Here is a 17,800-nt window from a genome sequence, read left to right on the forward strand (position 1 = left end):
CATCTATCCGAAAGGCCCCAATGACCGATCGCCCCCGCCGCCGCTGGCACATCGCCGTGTTCCTGGCCCCCGCGGTGCTGGTCTACACGGCCATCATGATCATCCCTTTGTTCGACACGCTGCGGCTCGCGCTTTTCAACAAGGGTGATGACGGCGCCGTCTTCGTCGGCCTGCGCAATTTCGCCACGCTCTTCGGCGATCCCAACTGGTCGCGGCAGTTCTGGAACGCGCTGATCAACAACTGCTGGTTCTTCGTGATCCACATGCTCGTGCAGAATCCCATCGGCATCGCGCTGGCGGCGATCCTGTCCAATCCCCGGCTGCGGTTCGCGGGCCTTTACCGCACCGCAATCTTCGTCCCCACGATCCTGAGCTTCGTCATCGTGGGCTTCGCGTGGAAGCTGATCCTCTCACCCATCTGGGGCATCGCGCCGAACATGCTGGACGCGGTGGGGCTGAAATCCCTGTTCTCGCCTTGGCTGGGCAAGGAAAGCTCGGCCCTGACTACGCTCGCGCTGATCTCGGTCTGGCAGTTCGTCGGCATCCCGATGATGCTGATCTACGCCGCCCTGCTGTCGATCCCCGACGAGGTGCTGGAGGCCGCGGAATGCGACGGCATCACCGGCTGGGCGGCCTTCTGGAAGATCAAGCTGCCACTGATCCTGCCCTCCATCGGCATCATCTCGATCCTGACTTTCGTGGCGAACTTCAATGCCTTCGACCTGATCTATGCCGCGCAGGGCACACTGGCGGGGCCGGATTTCTCCTCCGACATCCTCGGCACCTTCCTCTACCGCACCTTCTTCGGCTTCCAGCTGCAGCTGGGCGATCCCTACATGGGATCGGCCATCGCGAGTGCGATGTTCGGCGTCATCCTGATCGGCGTGTGCCTGTATCTCTTCGGGATCCAGACGCGCATCCGCCGCTACCAGTTCTGAGAGGCCCATGAGCACCGCGCGCAGCCATCCCCTGAACACCGCCGCCGCCCATGCGGCGCTGATCATCTACACGCTGATCGCGCTGTTCCCGGTCTTCGTCATCGTTGTCAACAGCTTCAAGGCGCGCAAGGCGATCTTCCGCGAACCGCTGGCGCTGCCCGATGCCGAGAGCTTCTCGCTGATTGGCTACCAGACGGTGATGAAGCAGGGCGACTTCTTCGGCTACTTCCAGAACTCGATGATCGTGACCGTGGTCGCGCTGTTCTTCATCCTGCTGTTCGGCGCCATGGCCGCGTTCGCGCTGGCGGAATACCGGTTCAAGGGCAACACGCTGATGGGGCTCTACCTCGCGCTCGGCATCATGATCCCGATCCGCATCGGCACGGTGGCGATCCTGCAGATGATGGTGGCGACGGGGCTGGTGAACACGCTCTGGGCGCTGATCCTCGTCTATACCGCGCAAGGTTTGCCGCTCGCCGTCTTCATCCTGTCGGAGTTCATGCGCCAGGTCTCGGACGACCTGAAGAACGCCGGCCGCATCGACGGCCTGTCCGAATACGCGATCTTCTTCCGCCTCGTGCTGCCGCTGGTGCGGCCCGCGATGGCGACGGTGGCGGTCTTCAACATGATCCCGATCTGGAACGACCTCTGGTTTCCCCTGATCCTCGCCCCGGCGGAGGAAGTGAAGACCCTCACCCTCGGGTCCCAGGTCTTCATCGGGCAGTTCGTCACCGACTGGAACGCGGTGCTGTCGGCGCTGAGCCTCGCGATCCTGCCGGTCATGGTGCTCTACGTCATCTTCTCGCGCCAGCTGATCCGGGGCATCACATCGGGAGCCGTGAAATGAGAGTGCTGATCGCCGGTCTGGGCAACATGGGGCGCTGCCACGCGCTGGCCCACCATCACCACCCCGACGCGCAGATCGTGGGGCTCGTTAACCGATCGCCCGTCGATCTGCCCGCCGAGTTGCGAGAGTATCCCCTGTTCAGCGACTACGCGGAGGCCTTGGCGCAGACCCGGCCCGATCTGGTCGTCGTCGCCACCTATTCCGACAGCCACGCCGACTATGCCATCGCTGCGATGGAGGCGGGGGCGCATGTCTTCGTCGAGAAACCCCTCGCCACCTCCGTCGATGACGCCCGGCGGGTCGTCGCTGCGGCAGAGCAGCTGAACCGCAAGCTGGGCGTCGGCTACATCCTGCGGCACCATCCCAGCTGGCAGCGCCTGATCTCAGAGGCGCGGGGTCTGGGCGGGCCCTACGTGTTCCGCCTGAACCTCAACCAGCAATCCACCGGCCCCACGTGGGAGACGCACAAGGCGCTGATGCAGACGACCTCGCCCATCGTGGACTGCGGCGTGCACTACGTAGACGTCATGTGCCAGATCACCGACTCCCAGCCCGTCCGCGTCAACGGCATGGGCCTGCGCCTGTCGGACGAGCTGCCGGAGGGGATGTACAATTACGGCCAGTTCCAGGTCGTCTTCGACGATGGCTCCGTCGGCTGGTACGAGGCCGGCTGGGGCCCGATGATGAGCGAGACGGCGAGTTTCGTGAAGGACATCGTCTCGCCCACCGGCTCCGTTTCGATCACCGAGGGCAACAAGGGCCGGTCCGACGACGTGGACGGCCACACGAAGGTCGGCGCGATCCTCGTCCACCGTCCTGCAGGCGACGAGACGATCCAGATGCCCGACGAACCCGGCCACCAGGCGCTCTGCGACGCGGAACAGGCATGGATCATCGACGCCATCGCCCAAGACGTCGACCTGACCCGCCACATGGCCGACGCCGTGCAATCGCTGGCAATCTGCCTTGCTGCCGACCATTCGATCCGCACGGGCTATCCCGTCGCCCTCAAGGATGCCCCATGACCGAAACCAGCCTGAAACTCGACCGCGTCAGCAAGGCCTTCGGTACCGTCAAGGTGCTGCACGACATCGACCTCGACGTCCAGAAAGGCGAGTTCGTCGTCTTCGTCGGCCCCTCCGGCTGCGGCAAGTCCACACTGCTGCGCGTCATAGCGGGGCTGGAGGATGCGACCTCCGGCACGGTCGAGATCGCAGGTCAGCGCGTCAACACCGTGCCGCCCGCGAAACGCGGCATCGCGATGGTGTTCCAAAGCTACGCGCTCTATCCCCACCTCAATGTCGCCGACAACATGACGCTGGGGTTGAAGCAAGAAGGGGCGTCGAAGAGCATGATCACCGAACGGCTGGCCGAAGCGGTGCGGATCCTTAACCTCGACCCCTACCTCATCCGCCGTCCGGCGGAACTGTCCGGCGGCCAGCGCCAGCGCGTCGCGATCGGGCGGGCCATCGTGCGCCAGCCGCAGCTTTTCCTCTTCGACGAACCGCTGTCGAACCTCGACGCGGCCCTGCGGATGAACACCCGGATCGAGATCGCGCAACTGCACCGCACACTGGGGACGACGATGATCTACGTCACCCATGATCAGACCGAGGCGATGACCCTCGCCGACCGCATCGTCGTCCTGCGCGACGGCCGAGTCGAACAGGTCGGATCGCCCATGGAGCTTTACAACAATCCCGCCAATCGCTTCGTGGCCGGTTTTCTGGGTGCGCCGGCGATGAACTTCCTGACCCCGCCAGACGACGCCCCGGACGGGGCAGAACTTGGAATCCGACCGGAGGATTTGCGCCTCGACCCCGAAGGTGCGCTTCAGGGCACTGTCACCCACGTCGAACGGCTGGGCGGCGACACCAATATCGTCGTGCAGACCCGCCCCGAAGAGATGGCGACGATCCGCGTCTTCGGCCAGCACCCGGCCCGGGTCGGCGACACCGTGGGCCTCGCCTACGATCCCGCCAAGAGCTTCCTGTTCGCGCCCGACGGACGCCGCCTGCGCTAGGGGGGTCCTGCGCCATCGACGACACTGGCTGCAGGTCCGCCCGCGATTGACGTCCCCTACCGGCCGAATCGAAGGTCGGATCGTAGCAGGGTTCGTGCCGATCGAACGAAGCCATACCATGCAGACGCTTCGACTGGAAAACGTTCGGAATTATTCCCGCCTGCCACAGGTGAAGGATGTGCCGCAGTCCCTGCAGATCGTTCTTGCGGATCAGGTCATCGCCCGCAGCAAACACTTTACAAAAGTATTAAAGTATTACTTAATCGCCTCACATTATGTTTTGGGAGGAACACCATGTCTATCAGATCAGCATTACTCGCCAGCGCCGTCGCTCTGTCCCCGCTCGCTGCCGCGGCGCAGGACATGACCATTGGTTTTTCGCAGATCGGCTCTGAATCCGGCTGGCGCGCGGCCGAAACGACCGTAACGAAGCAGGAGGCTGAAAAGCGCGGTATCGACCTGAAGTTCGCGGACGCGCAGCAGAAGCAGGAAAACCAGATCTCTGCACTGCGGTCGTTCATCGCGCAGGGTGTCGATGCGATCCTTCTGGCCCCGGTCGTGGCAACGGGCTGGGACGGCGTGTTGGAGGAAGCCAAGGATGCCGACATTCCCGTCATCCTGCTTGACCGCACGGTCGACGCCCCGGAAGATCTTTACCTGACTGCCGTGACGTCCGATCTGGTGCACGAGGGCGAAGTCGCAGGCCAGTGGCTGGTGGACGAAGAGGCTGGCAACGACTGCCGGATCGTCGAACTGCAGGGCACGACCGGGTCGTCCCCCGCGATCGATCGCAAAAAGGGCTTCGAGAACGCGATTGCAGGCCACGACAACCTTGAAATCGTACGGTCCCAGACCGGCGACTTTACCCGCAGTCAGGGCAAGGTCGTCATGGAAAGCTTCCTCAAGGCCGAAGGCGGAGAGAACATCTGTGCGCTTTACGCCCATAACGACGACATGGCCGTCGGCGCCATTCAGGCAATCAAGGAAGCGGGTCTGAAGCCGGGCGAAGATATCAAGATCGTCGCGATCGACGGCGTGCCGGACGCGCACCTTGCCATCGCTAACGGCGAGATGAATGCGACGATCGAACTGACCCCGGACATGGCCGGTCCTGCGCTGGACGCCCTCGCCGCCTACAAGGCGGATGGCACCATGCCGCCGAAATGGATCCAGACGGAATCGCGGCTCTATACCGCGGCCGATGACAATCAGGCCGTCTACGAAACGAAAAAGGGCTTGGGTTACTGACGCAGGCCGGCCACCGCGGCCGCCGATCTTCCGGACGACACCCTGCGCTGGCCGCAGGGTGTCGCGCCCGCCTTTCTGCCCGAGGACATTTCCATGACCGACACCCCGCGCCCGGTGCTGCATGCCAAAGGCATCTCGAAATTCTTCCCCGGCACCGTCGCGCTCGACAACGTCGACCTGACGCTGCACGCGGGTGAAATCCATGCCCTGCTGGGCGAGAACGGCGCTGGCAAGTCGACACTGATCAAATGCCTGACCGGCGTCTATCGCCGCGATGGAGGAGAGATCCTGCTAGACGGCACATCCGTAGACCCGAAATCGACGCATCACAGCCAGATGCTGGGAATCGGAACGGTTTACCAAGAGGTCAATCTACTGCCGAACCTGACCGTGGCCGAAAACCTCTACCTTGGTCGTCAGCCGATGCGCGGGCCTTTCGTGGACCGTCGCAAGATGAACGCCGACGCCGCCGTGTCGTTGCGCGGCTTCGGGATCAACGTTGATCCGACTCAACCGCTTTTCAGCTATTCCGTCGCGATCCAGCAGGTCGTGGCCATCGCCCGCGCGGTCGAGATGTCGGGCAAGGTCCTGATCCTCGACGAGCCGACCGCCAGCCTCGATCATGACGAGGTGCAGCTGCTGTTTGGCGTCATCCGAAGGCTGAAGACACGCGGTCTGGCGGTCGTCTTCATCACCCATTTCCTCGATCAGGTCTTTGACATCTGCGACAGCGCCACAGTGCTCCGCAACGGACAGGTCGTGGGGCGGCGCGATCTGGCCGAAACGACCCGCAACGATGTCATCAGCCTGATGCTCGGCCGCCAGCTGGCCGCCCGCGTGCGGGCGCCCGCCCCCGCCGTTGGCGGTCGCACGCTTCTTCAGATCGAGAGCCTGCAAAAGACCGGGATGCTCGACCCTTTCACGCTCGACCTGCACGAAGGCGAGGTCGTGGGGCTGGCGGGTCTGCTGGGTTCGGGTCGGACAGAAACGGCAAACCTGATCTTCGGTGCAGTAAAGGCGGATCAGGGGCGGCTGCGCCTACGGGGGCAGGACATCCAGGTTCGCAATCCCCGCGATGCGGTCGCCCACGGCTTCGCGCTTTGCCCTGAGGATCGCAAGACCGAAGGGATCGTCGGCGATCTGTCCGTCCGCGACAATATCGTGCTTGCGCTGCAGGCCCGGCAGGGCTGGATGCGCCCCGTCCCCCGCAAGAAGATCGACGCCATCGCCCAGCATTACGTCCGGACGCTCGACATCCGGCTGGCGAACCTCGACATGCCGATCCGCCTGCTGTCGGGCGGCAACCAGCAGAAGGCCCTGCTGGCCCGCTGGCTGGCGACCGATCCCGATGTCCTGATCCTCGATGAGCCGACCCGCGGCATCGACATCGGCGCCCATGCCGAGATCATCGCCCTGATCGGACGGCTTCAGCAGGACGGCATGGCCTTGCTGGTCGCATCGTCTGAAATGGAAGAGCTCGTCGCTTACGCCAACCGCGTCGTCGTCCTCCGAGATCGCAGGCAGGTCGGCGAATTGGTGGGCGAGGACGTGACCGCTGACAACATCGTCCGTGCCATTGCCGCGGACCCGGTCAGCGCGGCGGTGGCATGATGGGCCGCGCGCTTCTGCGGCGGATCGCGCCGCAATTGGTCATTCTAGCAATCGTGCTGGCGCTGAATTTGATGGTCTTCCCTGATTTCCTGAAGGTCGAGTTGCAACATGGTCGCCTCTTCGGAAACCTGATCGACGTGCTGAATCGGGGTGCGCCGACGGCGCTGCTTTGCCTCGGCATGACGCTCGTCATCGCGACACGTGGCATCGACCTGTCGGTCGGCGCGGTCATGGCCATCGCCGGCGCCACAGCGGCATCGCTGGTGGTGGACGGACACCACTTTCTGACCGCCGTCGCCGGTGCGCTGGCCGTCGGTGCGATCTGCGGGATCTGGAACGGCATCCTCGTCGCTGTCCTGCGCATCCAGCCCATCGTGGCGACGCTCGTGCTGATGGTCGCAGGGCGCGGCATCGCGCAGCTGATCACCGGTGGCACCATCCTCACCTTCCTCGACCCCGGACTGATCCACCTCGGTGCGGGCACGATCTTCGGCGTGCCGACACCGATAGTGATCTGGCTCGCTCTCGGCACCTTCGTCGCAATCTTCGTGCGCCGGACGGCGCTGGGGATGCTGATCGAGGCTATTGGCATCAACGAGGCCTCCTCGCGGCTGGCCGGGATCAACAGCAAGGTGCTGCTGGTCTGCGTCTACATCGTGTCCGGCCTTGGCGCGGCCATCGCCGGCATCATCGTCGCAGCCGACATTCAGGGGGCGGATGCGAACAATGCGGGCCTCTGGCTCGAACTCGACGCCATCCTCGCCGTAGTGATCGGCGGCAATTCCCTGCTGGGCGGTCGGTTTTCCATCGTTGCCTCGCTTCTGGGCGCGATGATCATTCAATCCGTCAACTCATTGATCCTGCTGTCCGGCCTGCCGCCCGAGTTCAACCTGATCATCAAGGCCCTTCTCATCCTCGCGATCCTCGTGATCCAGTCGCCGAAGGTCAGTCATCTGCTTTACATCCTGCGTGCCTCTGCCCCGCAAAGCGCGCGCAAACCTCTACCGCCGTTGAAGGAGGGTCAGCGATGATCCGGTCCACCCACCTGCCTCTGCTCGTCACGCTGGCGACCTTCGTGCTCGCCTACGCGCTTTGCGCCTCTCAGTATCCGGCGATGCTGTCCCTGCGGGTCGTGGCGAACCTGCTGACCGACAACGCCTTTCTGGGCATCGTTGCCGTCGGCATGACCTTCGTGATCCTGTCGGGCGGCATCGATTTGTCGGTCGGATCGGTCATCGCCTTCACCGGCGTCTTCCTTGCCGTGATCCTGCGCGACACCAGCATCCACCCGCTCGCGGCCTTCGCGCTGGTGCTTGTCATCACCGCGACCTTCGGCGCCGCGATGGGCGCGATCATTCATTATCTTGAGATGCCGGCCTTCATCGTGACGCTAGCAGGCATGTTCCTGGCCCGCGGTGCGGCTTATGTCCTGTCGACGGATTCGGTGCCGATCACGCATGAATTCTACAACACCCTGCAGCAGATCTACTGGAAAACCGCCAGTGGCGGGCGCTTTCGCCTGATCGGCGGCGTGATGATCCTGACCTTCATCGTCGGCGCATTGGTTGCGCACCGTACCCGCTTCGGTCAGAACGTCTATGCCCTGGGCGGCGGCGGCACGACGGCCCGGCTGATGGGCGTGCCGCTGGCGTCGACCACGATCGGCATCTACGCGATCTCTGGCGGTCTGGCAGGACTGTCCGGCATCGTCTTCTCGCTCTATACCTCTGCCGGCTATTCGTTGGCCACCGTGGGGGTAGAGCTTGATGCCATCGCCGCCGTCGTCATCGGCGGCACGCTGCTGACCGGCGGCTATGGATTCGTCGCCGGGACCTTCTTCGGCATCCTCATCATGGGGCTGATCCAGACCTACATCGTCTTCGACGGTTCGCTGTCGAGCTGGTGGACAAAGATCGTCATCGGAGGTTTGCTTTTCGCATTCATCCTTTTGCAAAAGGGACTGACGTGGGCATCGACGGCACGCAGAAAAGCAGCGACTGGCTTCGTCACGCCATCATGAACTTCATACATTCCGGCGGTCGGGACGAACGGGCATCGAACCACACCACCTTCGTCGTCGATCAGTTGGGGCGGTCCATCGTGGCGGGCGAATACCCCGCCGGCACCATGATCCCGCTGGACCCGGACCTGTGCGAAATGTTCGGCGTATCGCGGACCGTCGTGCGCGAGGCCAAGAAGACCCTGATCGCCAAGGGGCTGATCCAGTCCAAGGCCAAGGTCGGCACCCATGTTCGCGCCGGTGATGACTGGAACATGTTCGACGAGGACGTGCTGATGTGGCACGCCGCGCAGAAGAACCCGACTCAGTTCTACGACGAACTTTTCGAGATCCGCATGATCTTCGAACCCGCCGCCGCGGCGAAGGCCGCGACCATGGCGAACGTTGTGGATTCCGCACGGCTGACCCAGCTGTGTGACGACATGGAAAGCGCGCGGGATCGTGCAGCCTTCGCCGTGGCCGACTACGAGTTTCACAAGCAGATCCTCAAGCTGTCACGGAACCGGTTCCTGCACTCGCTGGGCGACATGGTGCAAACCGCGCTCTATTCCCTGTTCATGACAGAGGCGAACGACGCCTTTCCGCAAAGCAAGGTCGACGTTGCCCGCAAGCACCGCGTCATCGCGACCGCCATCGCCCACGGAGAGGCTGCCCTCGCCCGCGCGGCCATGACGGAGGTCATCAGCGACAGCTTCAATCGCACGCGTGTCCGCTGCGAGGTGCGCTGATCCGCCGGCCGCGGCGGTGCACCGATTCCTGCCCCTGCATGAGGCGGGTGCATGGCGGAAATGCACACTCAATCATTTACTCCGGCAGGTGCAAGACTAGGTTCTTGCGCGACACAGGGTCGCAGAACGGCTTTGCCGCAGGCGCGGTGATCACATTGCAGACCCTGCGTCCAATTTCGGCCCCGCGCCGGCCCCAGACTGGAGAGTCGCATGTACTACATCCCTCATCGCAACCCGGCGGGCGGCGCGATGGTCGCCGTATCCGGACTGATTGCCGCGGTGATTGCCGCCTACGCCTTCCTGATGCCGCTGACTGGCGTGAATAACACCGCTGGTCCGTTGCTGGTCATTCTCGCCGGCGTCCTGCTGATCATCGGTGGCCTGATCCTGCGGATGGCGGTCGGTCGGGGCCTGCGGATCACGATGCGCATCCTGATCCTGCTGGCCCTTGCGGGAACCGCTGTTGCCGGCCTGCTGCTGCATCAGAACCTGATCGCCCTCGCCATGATCATCGGCCTGATCGGCGTAATCATCGACATCATCCGCCCCGGAAGGACCGCTGCATGACCCGGACCCGCACAAGCCTTGCCAGCCTCGCGCTGATCGCCCTTGCACCGCTGGCACAGGCCCAGAACGCCGATGCCCGCTGGGACGGCTTTCACGGTCAGCTGAATGCCCAGAAATACTCCCCCCTGACCGAGATCACGGCCGACAACGTCGGCCAGCTGGAAAAGGTCTGGGATTACCACACCGGCGATCTGGCCGACGGCAAGGGCGATCTGCCGGCCACTGTCTGGTCAGCCACGCCCGTCATCGCCAACGACACGATGTATATCGGCACGCCGTTCTACCGGATCATCGCCCTCGACCCTGCGTCAGGTGCCGAGAAATGGACCTTCGACACGCAGTCCGAACTGGCCGCCCTGACGCAGCCCGCCCTGAAAAACCGCGGCGTCGCCTATTGGCAGGACGCCGAGGCCTCAGGCAATGCCTGCGACAAGACGGTCTACATCGGCACCATGGACGCCCGCCTGTTCGCCGTGGATGCGGATACCGGCAAACCCTGCACTGAATTTGCGGACAACGGCGTGCTGGACGTCAACCAGTGGAACACCACCAACGACCGCTGGCCCCTGTCCCTGCTGCAACCGCCGACCGTCGTCGGCAACCTGCTGATCCTCGGCTGGGCCGGCAAGGACTGGGAGTTCGAGCAGGCGCCGCCGGGGTCGGTCTTCGCCATCGACGCCCGTACCGGCGAACTGGTCTGGACGTTCGAGACCCTGCCTGAATCCCTGCGCGACAAAAGCGGCACCGCCAACATCTGGACCGCCATGTCCGCCGACGTCGAACGCGGACTGATCTACCTGCCCGTCTCTTCGCCCTCGCCGAACTATTGGGGTGGCAACCGGACCGAGGAGGCACCCTATGCCACCTCGACCACCGCGCTCGACATCAAGACCGGAAAGGTCGTCTGGTCCCGCCAGTGGGTGCACCACGACATCTGGGATTATGACACCAATGCTGCCCCTACGCTGATGGACATCACTGTGGACGGAAAGACGATCCCGGCGCTGATGCAGTCCATGAAACAGGGATTCCTCTTCGTCGTGAACCGCGAAACCGGAGAGGACGTCTGGCCGATCGAGGAACGCCCTGTCCCGCAAGGCGACGACAGCGTGAACGGAGAGGTCTATGCCCCCACCCAGCCGTTCCCGACAATGCCGAAGCCCTTGCTGGATCAAGCCGAAAAACCCGAGATCTGGGCTTTGGCAGACGCGGTCGGTCTGGGGTCCTGTTCACGGCTGTGGAACGACCTGTGGTACGAGGGCATGTACACACCGCCCACGACCCGCGGGTCCGGTGCGATGGCTTATCCGGACAGCGCCGGTGGCGTCCAATGGGGCGGCGTGGCGTTCGAACCTGACAGTCAGATTGCAGTCGTGAACACGTCTCACCTCGTGCAGTACATCAAACTTTACGACCGAGGGGCCTATGAGAAGGCCAATAATGGTTCCGGCAACGAAAGTGGCTTTGCACCGCAGACCGGATCGCCTTACGGAATGCAGCTGGAAGTGGCACGCAACTGGCTTGGCATGCCGTGCTGGGTGCCGCCTTACGGCGAGCTCGTGGCCCTTGACATGCATACGGGAGAGGTCAAGTGGCGCAAGCCGGTCGGGGCCTCTCAGCAATACGGCTTCTTCATGCCCGAAAGCTGGGGTTCGCCCACCATCGGCGGGCCCGCCGTCACGGCAGGCGGCGTGATCTTCATCGGGGCTTCGATGGACGCCAAGGTGCGGGCCTACAGCCTTGAAACGGGGCAAGAGCTCTGGTCCGATCAGGCCATGGCCCCGGCCGTCGCGAACCCCGCCATCTATGAGTATCAGGGCCGGGAATACGTCGCCTTCGTCGCTGGCGGAAATACCATCCTGAAGGATCAGGTCGGCGATCAGGTCGCCGTCTACGCCCTGCCCCGGGAATGACGGGGCAGGCGACGGGGCCATCATGGCCCTTCCAGCCGGGCCGCGCATCTGACAAGTGTGCGGCACCCGATCCGTTGACAGAAGCCCGACGCCCTTCGTGACCGCCCCCAGAGAGTCTCGCATCTTCGGTCTGGCCGGCATCCTGCCGGCGGGCGTCGTCCTTTTGATGATCGCCTTCGAATACACGGGCCAGACGGGCTTTGCTCTGGCCGCCTCCGTTCTCGCCATCATCGCCGTCGCGATCTTCAGTTTCGGCGTTCGTGCCTCTCGTGTGGCTTTCGTGGTGATCGCCATCGGGCTGGTGTTCTGGGCTGCCCTGACCCGGTCGGACTGGGCCGCGGCCACCGCCACGGCGGCACAACGGGGCGCGATGGTCATGGCCCTGTTCGCTGCGCTGACGGCGATCCGCAACGCCGCCATGACTGCCCCGGAAATCGTCGAATGCGGCCGGTTCCTTGCCCGGCAACGACCGGGCTTGCGCTATACCGCCCTGACCATCGGCGGGCACCTCTTCGCGCTCATCCTGATCTACGGCTCGATCTCACTGCTCGGCACGCTTGCTACCGAAAGCGCGGTGCACGAGCGCGACCCCGAGATTCGCCGCCAGCGCACCCGCCGGATGATGATCGCGATCCAGCGCGGCTTTGCCTCGACGCTGTGCTGGTCGCCGCTCGGGTTCTCGATGATCATCAGTGTATCCGTTGTGCCGGGTGCCAGCTGGGCCGCCGCTGCCCTGCCCGGTATCGCCAGTGCCTTGATGATGCTGGTGATCGGCTGGGGTCTGGACGCCTTGTACAAAACCAAAGGCACCCCGCAGATGCGCCCGAAAGAAACCGAGCGCTGGCTGGTCCAACTCCGCCCCCTGCTGATCCTGCTGGGGGCCGTGATGATCGGTGTCGCCCTGTTGCACGCCGCGGCAGGGGTCGAGGTGATCGGCGCCGTGATGTCGCTCGTACCGGCCATCGCCGTGCTATGGGTCGCGGCACAGACGCCGCCCACAGGGTTGACCCGCCTTGCCCATGTCCGGCTCAGGACGTCACGCTTCGTCATGGAGGAATTGCCCGGCTATAGAGGAGAGATCGTGCTCTTGTTCATGGCGGGTTTCATCGGCAGCCTCGGTGCATATCTGCTGGTGCCCTTGGTTCAGGCCCAGGGACTGGACATGACATCGATCCCGCCGTGGGTCATTATCGCAGCCATGGTCTGGATCATTCCCCTGACCGGGCAACTGGGCATGAACCCGATCCTTGCGGTGTCTTTACTGGTGCCGATCCTGCCTGCGCCGGATGTCATGGGCATCCCGCCCACCGCGATGGTCATCGCGATCACGTCGGGCTGGGCACTCAGCGGGGCGACCTCGCCCTTCACCGCGTCCGTCATGCTGGCCGCATCCTTGGGTGGCGTATCCCCGATGCGTGCCGGTCTGGGCTGGAACGGCGTCTATATCCTTGTTGCCGGGGCCGTGCTGACGCTGTGGTCACTGCTTCTCATGTCGTGGCTCTGACCGGGCGAGGTCAATCCAGAAGCACCAGCAGTTCGAAGGTGACGCAGACCCGGTTCGCCCCCGGCACCAATGCCCCCGCCACGGGCGGTCCGTCGAACCCGACGCTGACCACGTCGAGGACCGACGGCGCACCGCCGGTCAACAGCACTTCTGTCGCATGATCGTCAAGCCCGGCCTGACCTTCCAGCGCTGTGCCCACGAGGCTGCCAAGTCCCTTGACCGTAACGCGCGACGCGCCGGCCCCGATGGTCCTGATAGCATCGTCGATCACCTCGTTCGGTTTGACACAGGACAGCACCGCGTTGGGCCGCATGACAGGCTGGGTCGGCTTCGGCACAAACAGCGTGAACCCGGTTTCCTCATCGTATCCGCTCTCCATCCGCGCGCCTGAAAGCGTCCAGACATCCACCTCGTGGTCGGCCCCAAGGACCGTCACCTCCGCCAGCAGGTGCCCGGCGTGGACCCTGCCGTCCTGCGCCGTCCACTGGCCGTGGACGTGGGCGAAGGGTGACCCGTCACGCCACCCCAGATGCGCGCCGGCCACGACGACACGAGCATGCTCCAGAACGGTCGTGTCGCTGTACCACGCCACATGCGCCGCATCGTTGGCCGGCGCTGGCCGCACGAAAGACAGCGTTCGGACGGGCACGTTCCGCAAGTCAAACCACGCGCCCCACGCGCCGACCGCATTGACCATTGCTTCCAAGAGCGTCAGTCCCGCCCGCAATGTGACCCGTCTGCGGGTGGCGAAACAAGGTACGGCGGTCATCCGCGCCGCCGCGACGGGGCCGGGGTGGATCAGGGTGCGCGCCTCAGACACCGGCAAGGTCGCCGCGGGCGATCAGCTCGGCGCGGATTAATTTCTTGGTGATCTTGCCGTAGCCCGATTTCGGCATCTCCTCCCAGAACACCACCGCCTTCGGCATCTTGTAGCGCGGCACCTTTGCGGACAACCAGTCCAGCAACGCCCCCGCCTCCGGTGCCGCGCCGCGCGCGACGCAGACGGCGACGCCGACCTCGCCCCATGTCGGATCGGGCATGCCCAGCACAGCGCATTCGCTGATCGCGGGGTGCAGCAGGATCTTCTCCTCGATCTCGCGCGGATAGATGTTGGACCCACCCGAGATGTACATGTCCGACGCCCGGTCGGTCAGGTAGAGGAACCCCTCCGCATCCATGTGGCCGAGATCGCCCGTGAGGAACCAGCCGTCGCGGAAGGCCTTGGCATTGGCCTCCGGGTTGTCATGGTATCCGGCAAAGACCGCAGGCCCGATGACGGCGACCTCGCCGGTATCACCCGGCGCGACCTCGCGACCTTCGGCATCCTGCACCTGCACCTGCATTGCCGTCCGGGCAAAACCGCAGGTGCCGATCCGCATGACGGCATCGTTGGCCGAATGATGCGCCGGCGGCAGCACGGTGATGTTGCCCGTCACCTCTCCCAACCCGAAATATTGAACGAGGACCGGCCCCAGCACCTCCAGCGCGCGGACCTGGTCGGCGCGATACATCGGCGCGCCCGCATAGATCATGTATCGCAAGCTGGCGTGATCGTATTCGTGCACCGCCGGGTGTTCCACCAGCAGCTTCACGATGGTCGGCACGGTGAAGGCGTTGGTCACGCGCCACTCTTCGATCAGCCGCCAGACTTCGCCCGCGTCGAACTTCGTGCCGCCGGGCAGGATCGTCTTCACCCCATGCGCCACCTGCGCCAGCTGGTGGATCCCCGCCCCATGCGACAGCGGCGCCACGACGATCGACGCATCCTCCGGCCCCGTCCCCGGCATCAGGTCGCAGAGGTGGTTCGTCACGACGAAGGCCATCTGCCCGTGCGTCAGCACGGCGGCCTTAGGCTTGCCCGTGGTGCCCGAGGTGAAGAAGAACCACGCGGGATCGTCGCGGTCCACGGCCGCCGGGATGACCTCTCGCCCCATGTGTTCTGCGACGAGCGTGTCGTAGTCGTCGGAACCCTCTCCGCCTATGGTCACCGTGAAGCCGACGTCGCAGGCCGCGATGTGGTCCGCGAACTCCGCCCCCGCCAGCAGACCCTTCGCCCCCGACGATCCTGCCAGCCACGCCACGTCCTCGGGCGTCTGGCGAAAGTTGGCGGGCACCCAGACACAACCCAGCTTCCAGCAGGCGAAGGCGGCCTCGAACATCTGGTTGCAGTTGGCGGATTGGACCAGCAGACGGTCGCCCTTCACCATGCCGTAGCGGTCGCGCAGGGCGGCGGCGAAGGCCGTCGCGCGCGCCTCGATCTGGTCCCAGGTCCAGGTCGCCTCGCCCCAGACGAGACCTATGTCGTCCCCGTACCGCCGCGCGGACTCCGTCAGGAACTGCGACAGGTTCATCACCCGGGTCGAGACGGGCATCACGCGACCCGTTCGAGGATCGAGGCGTAGGAGGCGACCGCCGCCCCGCCCATGTTGAAGACACCGGCGAGTTTGGCGTCGGGGATCTGCATTCCCCCGGCCTCGCCCATCAGCTGCATCGCGGCCATGACGTGCATCGACACGCCGGTGGCGCCTATGGGGTGTCCCTTGGACTTCAGCCCGCCAGAGGGGTTCACCGGCAGCCGCCCGTCCTTCGCCGTCCAGCCCTCGCGGATCGCGCGGCCGCCCTGCCCCGGTTCGGCCAGCCCCATGGCCTCGTATTCCAACAGCTCGGCCACGGTGAAACAGTCGTGGGTCTCGACAAGGCTCAGGTCGTCCAGCGTCACCCCGGCAGCGGCATAGGCCTGATCCCAGGCGCGCTTCGCGCCGTCGAAGCGGGTCATGTCGCGGCGGGACAAGGCCAGCGGTTCGTTGGTGTGGGTCCGGGCACGGAAGCGGATCGCGCGGTGCAGCTCCGCCGCGACCTCGGGTGCGGCCAGCACCAGTGCCGCCGCGCCGTCGGAGACCAGCGAACAGTCCGTGCGCCGCAGGGGGCCGGCGACAAGTGGGTTCTTCTCGGACACCGTGTTGCAGAACGCCACGTCGAAGTCGCGCCGCATGTGGGCGAAGGGATTCTGCATCCCGTTGTGGTGGTTCTTGGCGGCGATCATCGCCAATTCCTCGGACCGGTCGCCGTAGCGCTGGAAATAGTTCGACGCGATCTGACCGAAGAGCCCGGCAAAGCCGCCGCCGACCCCCGACTCCTCGCGCCGGTAAGAGGCGCCGAGGAGAATGTCGCCCACCTCCACCCCCGGGGTCGCGGTCATCTTCTCCGCCCCCACGACCAGCGCCACCTTGCCGCGCCCGCTGGCGATGAAATCCATCGCCCCGTGCAGCGCGGCGGAGCCTGTGGCGCAGGCGTTCTCGTAGCGGGTCGCGGGCACGCGGCTCAGGGCGTCGTTGCCCATGCCGACCAGCGCGCCGTGGAAGTCCTGCCCCGAGAAGCCGTTGTTGAAGACGCCGACGAAGATGCCGTCGACATCCTCAGCCACGACGCCGGCGTGGTCCAGCGCGGGGCCGGTCACCTCGGCCATCAGGGCCTCGGTATCCTCGGCAGCACTTCGGCCAAAGGCGGTGTGGGCCCAGCCCACGATATAGGGATCGGTCATCTTGCGTCCTCCGTTGCGGTGCGCGGCATGCGCCGGGCCAACCGTGTCTCGATTTCGCGCGCCTCGCGCGTCAGCATTGCCGCCAGTTCCGCGTCGCGCGGCGGCTGCATGCGGCTGTCGATGGCGGCGATCGACAGCGCACCGGCAACCGTGCCGTCGGGCCGCCGCAGGGCGACGCCCACGCCCCAGCTGCCCGCCACGATCCGCCCGGGGTTCAGCGCGAATCCCCGCGCCCGCGTCGCCGCCACGTCGCTGCGCAGCAGCGCGGCGTCGTAACTCGGATAATCGGCGGCCATCCGGTCCGCGTTGTCAGCCAGCACCACCTCGACCTCCGCGTCGGGCAGGGCGCTCAGCATCGCCAGAGACCCAGCACCGATACCGAGGGGATGCTGCGCGCCGGTTTCCAGCGCGAGGGTGCGGATGGGGAACGATCCCTCCTCCCGGTGCAGGCAGACCGCCGCCGCCCCGCGCCGCATGTTGACGAAGGCGGTGTCGCCGCTGGCCTTGGCCAGCCGCACGACCGCATCGGCGGCAATCTCCAGCAGCCCGTGGCGGGGCGTCGCCAGCGTGCCCAGCACATAGGCCTCCTCCCCCAGATGGTAGGCCCGCGTGGCCACGTCCTGTTCGACCAGCCCGCGCCGGATCAGCGCCAGCATCAGCCGCCGCACCGTGGGCTTGCCGAGGCCGGAGGCCGCGATGAGATCGGACAGCGACACGCCCCGCCCGGCCGCCTGACCGGTGATCTGCAACAGCAGCAGCGCCCGGTCCACCGCCTGGCTGCCGCTGGCCTGGGTCGCATCGCCAAGATCTTTCACGATATGGACCGCCATCTCTGAAATCCTCCCGAAACCTCGGGCCTT

The 17,800-nt window shown here is 65.1% G+C and carries 16 protein-coding genes; 12 read left to right on the forward strand and 4 right to left on the reverse strand.

Annotated features, from left to right (window positions below):
• Window positions 1-20 precede the first annotated feature (20 nt).
• The 12 genes from BUA54_RS15880 (at window position 21) to BUA54_RS15935 (ending at window position 13,399) form a co-directional block, all read left to right on the forward strand.
• Window positions 21-938: a carbohydrate ABC transporter permease gene (locus tag BUA54_RS15880; protein ID WP_072858248.1), complete on the forward strand. Its 918-nt coding sequence runs from the start codon at window positions 21-23 to the stop codon at window positions 936-938.
• 7 nt (window positions 939-945) lie between these two features.
• Window positions 946-1,785 (forward strand): carbohydrate ABC transporter permease, encoded by an 840-nt coding sequence (locus BUA54_RS15885; RefSeq protein ID WP_072858249.1) that lies wholly within the window; start codon window positions 946-948, stop codon window positions 1,783-1,785.
• On the forward strand, window positions 1,782-2,810 hold the full coding sequence (locus BUA54_RS15890; protein WP_072858250.1) for a Gfo/Idh/MocA family protein: 1,029 nt from the start codon (window positions 1,782-1,784) through the stop codon (window positions 2,808-2,810). The genes BUA54_RS15885 and BUA54_RS15890 overlap by 4 nt, the downstream gene beginning before the upstream one ends.
• Window positions 2,807-3,808 carry an ABC transporter ATP-binding protein gene (locus tag BUA54_RS15895; protein ID WP_072858251.1) on the forward strand — a complete coding sequence of 334 codons (1,002 nt, stop codon included), beginning with the start codon at window positions 2,807-2,809 and terminating at the stop codon, window positions 3,806-3,808. Before BUA54_RS15890 ends, BUA54_RS15895 begins: the two co-directional genes overlap by 4 nt.
• 294 nt (window positions 3,809-4,102) lie before the next feature.
• Window positions 4,103-5,056 carry a galactofuranose ABC transporter, galactofuranose-binding protein YtfQ gene (gene ytfQ, locus BUA54_RS15900; protein WP_072858252.1) on the forward strand — a complete coding sequence of 318 codons (954 nt, stop codon included), beginning with the start codon at window positions 4,103-4,105 and terminating at the stop codon, window positions 5,054-5,056.
• Between the two features lie 93 nt (window positions 5,057-5,149).
• Window positions 5,150-6,667 (forward strand): sugar ABC transporter ATP-binding protein, encoded by a 1,518-nt coding sequence (locus tag BUA54_RS15905; protein ID WP_072858253.1) that lies wholly within the window; start codon window positions 5,150-5,152, stop codon window positions 6,665-6,667.
• Window positions 6,664-7,698: an ABC transporter permease gene (locus BUA54_RS15910; protein ID WP_072858254.1), complete on the forward strand. Its 1,035-nt coding sequence runs from the start codon at window positions 6,664-6,666 to the stop codon at window positions 7,696-7,698. The genes BUA54_RS15905 and BUA54_RS15910 overlap by 4 nt, the downstream gene beginning before the upstream one ends.
• A complete protein-coding gene (yjfF, locus tag BUA54_RS15915; RefSeq protein ID WP_218588294.1) occupies window positions 7,695-8,687 on the forward strand; it encodes a galactofuranose ABC transporter, permease protein YjfF in 993 nt (330 codons plus the stop codon). The genes BUA54_RS15910 and yjfF overlap by 4 nt, the downstream gene beginning before the upstream one ends.
• Complete coding sequence (locus BUA54_RS15920) at window positions 8,633-9,415, forward strand: FadR/GntR family transcriptional regulator (RefSeq protein ID WP_245810726.1); 783 nt, start codon at window positions 8,633-8,635, stop codon at window positions 9,413-9,415. The genes yjfF and BUA54_RS15920 overlap by 55 nt, the downstream gene beginning before the upstream one ends.
• Window positions 9,416-9,625: 210 nt before the next feature.
• Complete coding sequence (locus tag BUA54_RS15925; protein ID WP_072858255.1) at window positions 9,626-9,982, forward strand: hypothetical protein; 357 nt, start codon at window positions 9,626-9,628, stop codon at window positions 9,980-9,982.
• A complete protein-coding gene (locus tag BUA54_RS15930; protein WP_072858256.1) occupies window positions 9,979-11,895 on the forward strand; it encodes a pyrroloquinoline quinone-dependent dehydrogenase in 1,917 nt (638 codons plus the stop codon). Before BUA54_RS15925 ends, BUA54_RS15930 begins: the two co-directional genes overlap by 4 nt.
• Window positions 11,896-11,992: 97 nt before the next feature.
• Window positions 11,993-13,399 (forward strand): hypothetical protein, encoded by a 1,407-nt coding sequence (locus BUA54_RS15935; protein WP_072858257.1) that lies wholly within the window; start codon window positions 11,993-11,995, stop codon window positions 13,397-13,399.
• Between the two features lie 10 nt (window positions 13,400-13,409).
• Here the strand turns inward: BUA54_RS15935 and BUA54_RS15940 are convergent, their stop codons facing one another.
• From BUA54_RS15940 to BUA54_RS15955, 4 genes are read right to left on the reverse strand one after another with little or no spacing between them, the layout of a single operon-like run.
• Window positions 13,410-14,219, reverse strand: coding sequence for a PPC domain-containing DNA-binding protein (locus BUA54_RS15940; RefSeq protein ID WP_072858318.1), 810 nt, complete (start codon window positions 14,217-14,219; stop codon window positions 13,410-13,412).
• The gene (locus BUA54_RS15945; protein ID WP_072858258.1) at window positions 14,212-15,771 is read right to left on the reverse strand and encodes an acyl-CoA synthetase; all 1,560 of its coding nucleotides are present in this window, start codon (window positions 15,769-15,771) and stop codon (window positions 14,212-14,214) included. Before BUA54_RS15945 ends, BUA54_RS15940 begins: the two co-directional genes overlap by 8 nt.
• Window positions 15,771-16,940 (reverse strand): acetyl-CoA acetyltransferase, encoded by a 1,170-nt coding sequence (locus tag BUA54_RS15950; protein WP_072858259.1) that lies wholly within the window; start codon window positions 16,938-16,940, stop codon window positions 15,771-15,773. The genes BUA54_RS15945 and BUA54_RS15950 overlap by 1 nt, the downstream gene beginning before the upstream one ends.
• On the reverse strand, window positions 16,937-17,770 hold the full coding sequence (locus tag BUA54_RS15955; RefSeq protein ID WP_072858260.1) for an IclR family transcriptional regulator: 834 nt from the start codon (window positions 17,768-17,770) through the stop codon (window positions 16,937-16,939). The genes BUA54_RS15950 and BUA54_RS15955 overlap by 4 nt, the downstream gene beginning before the upstream one ends.
• Window positions 17,771-17,800 lie beyond the last annotated feature (30 nt).

Origin of the sequence: Loktanella atrilutea (genome assembly GCF_900128995.1) — a bacterium.
Taxonomy (GTDB): Bacteria; Pseudomonadota; Alphaproteobacteria; order Rhodobacterales; family Rhodobacteraceae; genus Loktanella; species Loktanella atrilutea.

What these genes read in the sequence shown, in the direction of transcription:
- BUA54_RS15880 (WP_072858248.1), top strand. Translation starts at nt 21, where the DNA reads ATGACCGATCGCCCCCGCCGCCGCTGGCACATCGCCGTGTTCCTGGCC.
- BUA54_RS15885 (WP_072858249.1), top strand. Translation starts at nt 946, where the DNA reads ATGAGCACCGCGCGCAGCCATCCCCTGAACACCGCCGCCGCCCATGCG.
- BUA54_RS15890 (WP_072858250.1), top strand. Translation starts at nt 1,782, where the DNA reads ATGAGAGTGCTGATCGCCGGTCTGGGCAACATGGGGCGCTGCCACGCG.
- BUA54_RS15895 (WP_072858251.1), top strand. Translation starts at nt 2,807, where the DNA reads ATGACCGAAACCAGCCTGAAACTCGACCGCGTCAGCAAGGCCTTCGGT.
- ytfQ (WP_072858252.1), top strand. Translation starts at nt 4,103, where the DNA reads ATGTCTATCAGATCAGCATTACTCGCCAGCGCCGTCGCTCTGTCCCCG.
- BUA54_RS15905 (WP_072858253.1), top strand. Translation starts at nt 5,150, where the DNA reads ATGACCGACACCCCGCGCCCGGTGCTGCATGCCAAAGGCATCTCGAAA.
- BUA54_RS15910 (WP_072858254.1), top strand. Translation starts at nt 6,664, where the DNA reads ATGATGGGCCGCGCGCTTCTGCGGCGGATCGCGCCGCAATTGGTCATT.
- yjfF (WP_218588294.1), top strand. Translation starts at nt 7,695, where the DNA reads ATGATCCGGTCCACCCACCTGCCTCTGCTCGTCACGCTGGCGACCTTC.
- BUA54_RS15925 (WP_072858255.1), top strand. Translation starts at nt 9,626, where the DNA reads ATGTACTACATCCCTCATCGCAACCCGGCGGGCGGCGCGATGGTCGCC.
- BUA54_RS15930 (WP_072858256.1), top strand. Translation starts at nt 9,979, where the DNA reads ATGACCCGGACCCGCACAAGCCTTGCCAGCCTCGCGCTGATCGCCCTT.
- BUA54_RS15945 (WP_072858258.1), bottom strand. Translation starts at nt 15,771, where the DNA reads ATGCCCGTCTCGACCCGGGTGATGAACCTGTCGCAGTTCCTGACGGAG.
- BUA54_RS15950 (WP_072858259.1), bottom strand. Translation starts at nt 16,940, where the DNA reads ATGACCGATCCCTATATCGTGGGCTGGGCCCACACCGCCTTTGGCCGA.
- BUA54_RS15955 (WP_072858260.1), bottom strand. Translation starts at nt 17,770, where the DNA reads ATGGCGGTCCATATCGTGAAAGATCTTGGCGATGCGACCCAGGCCAGC.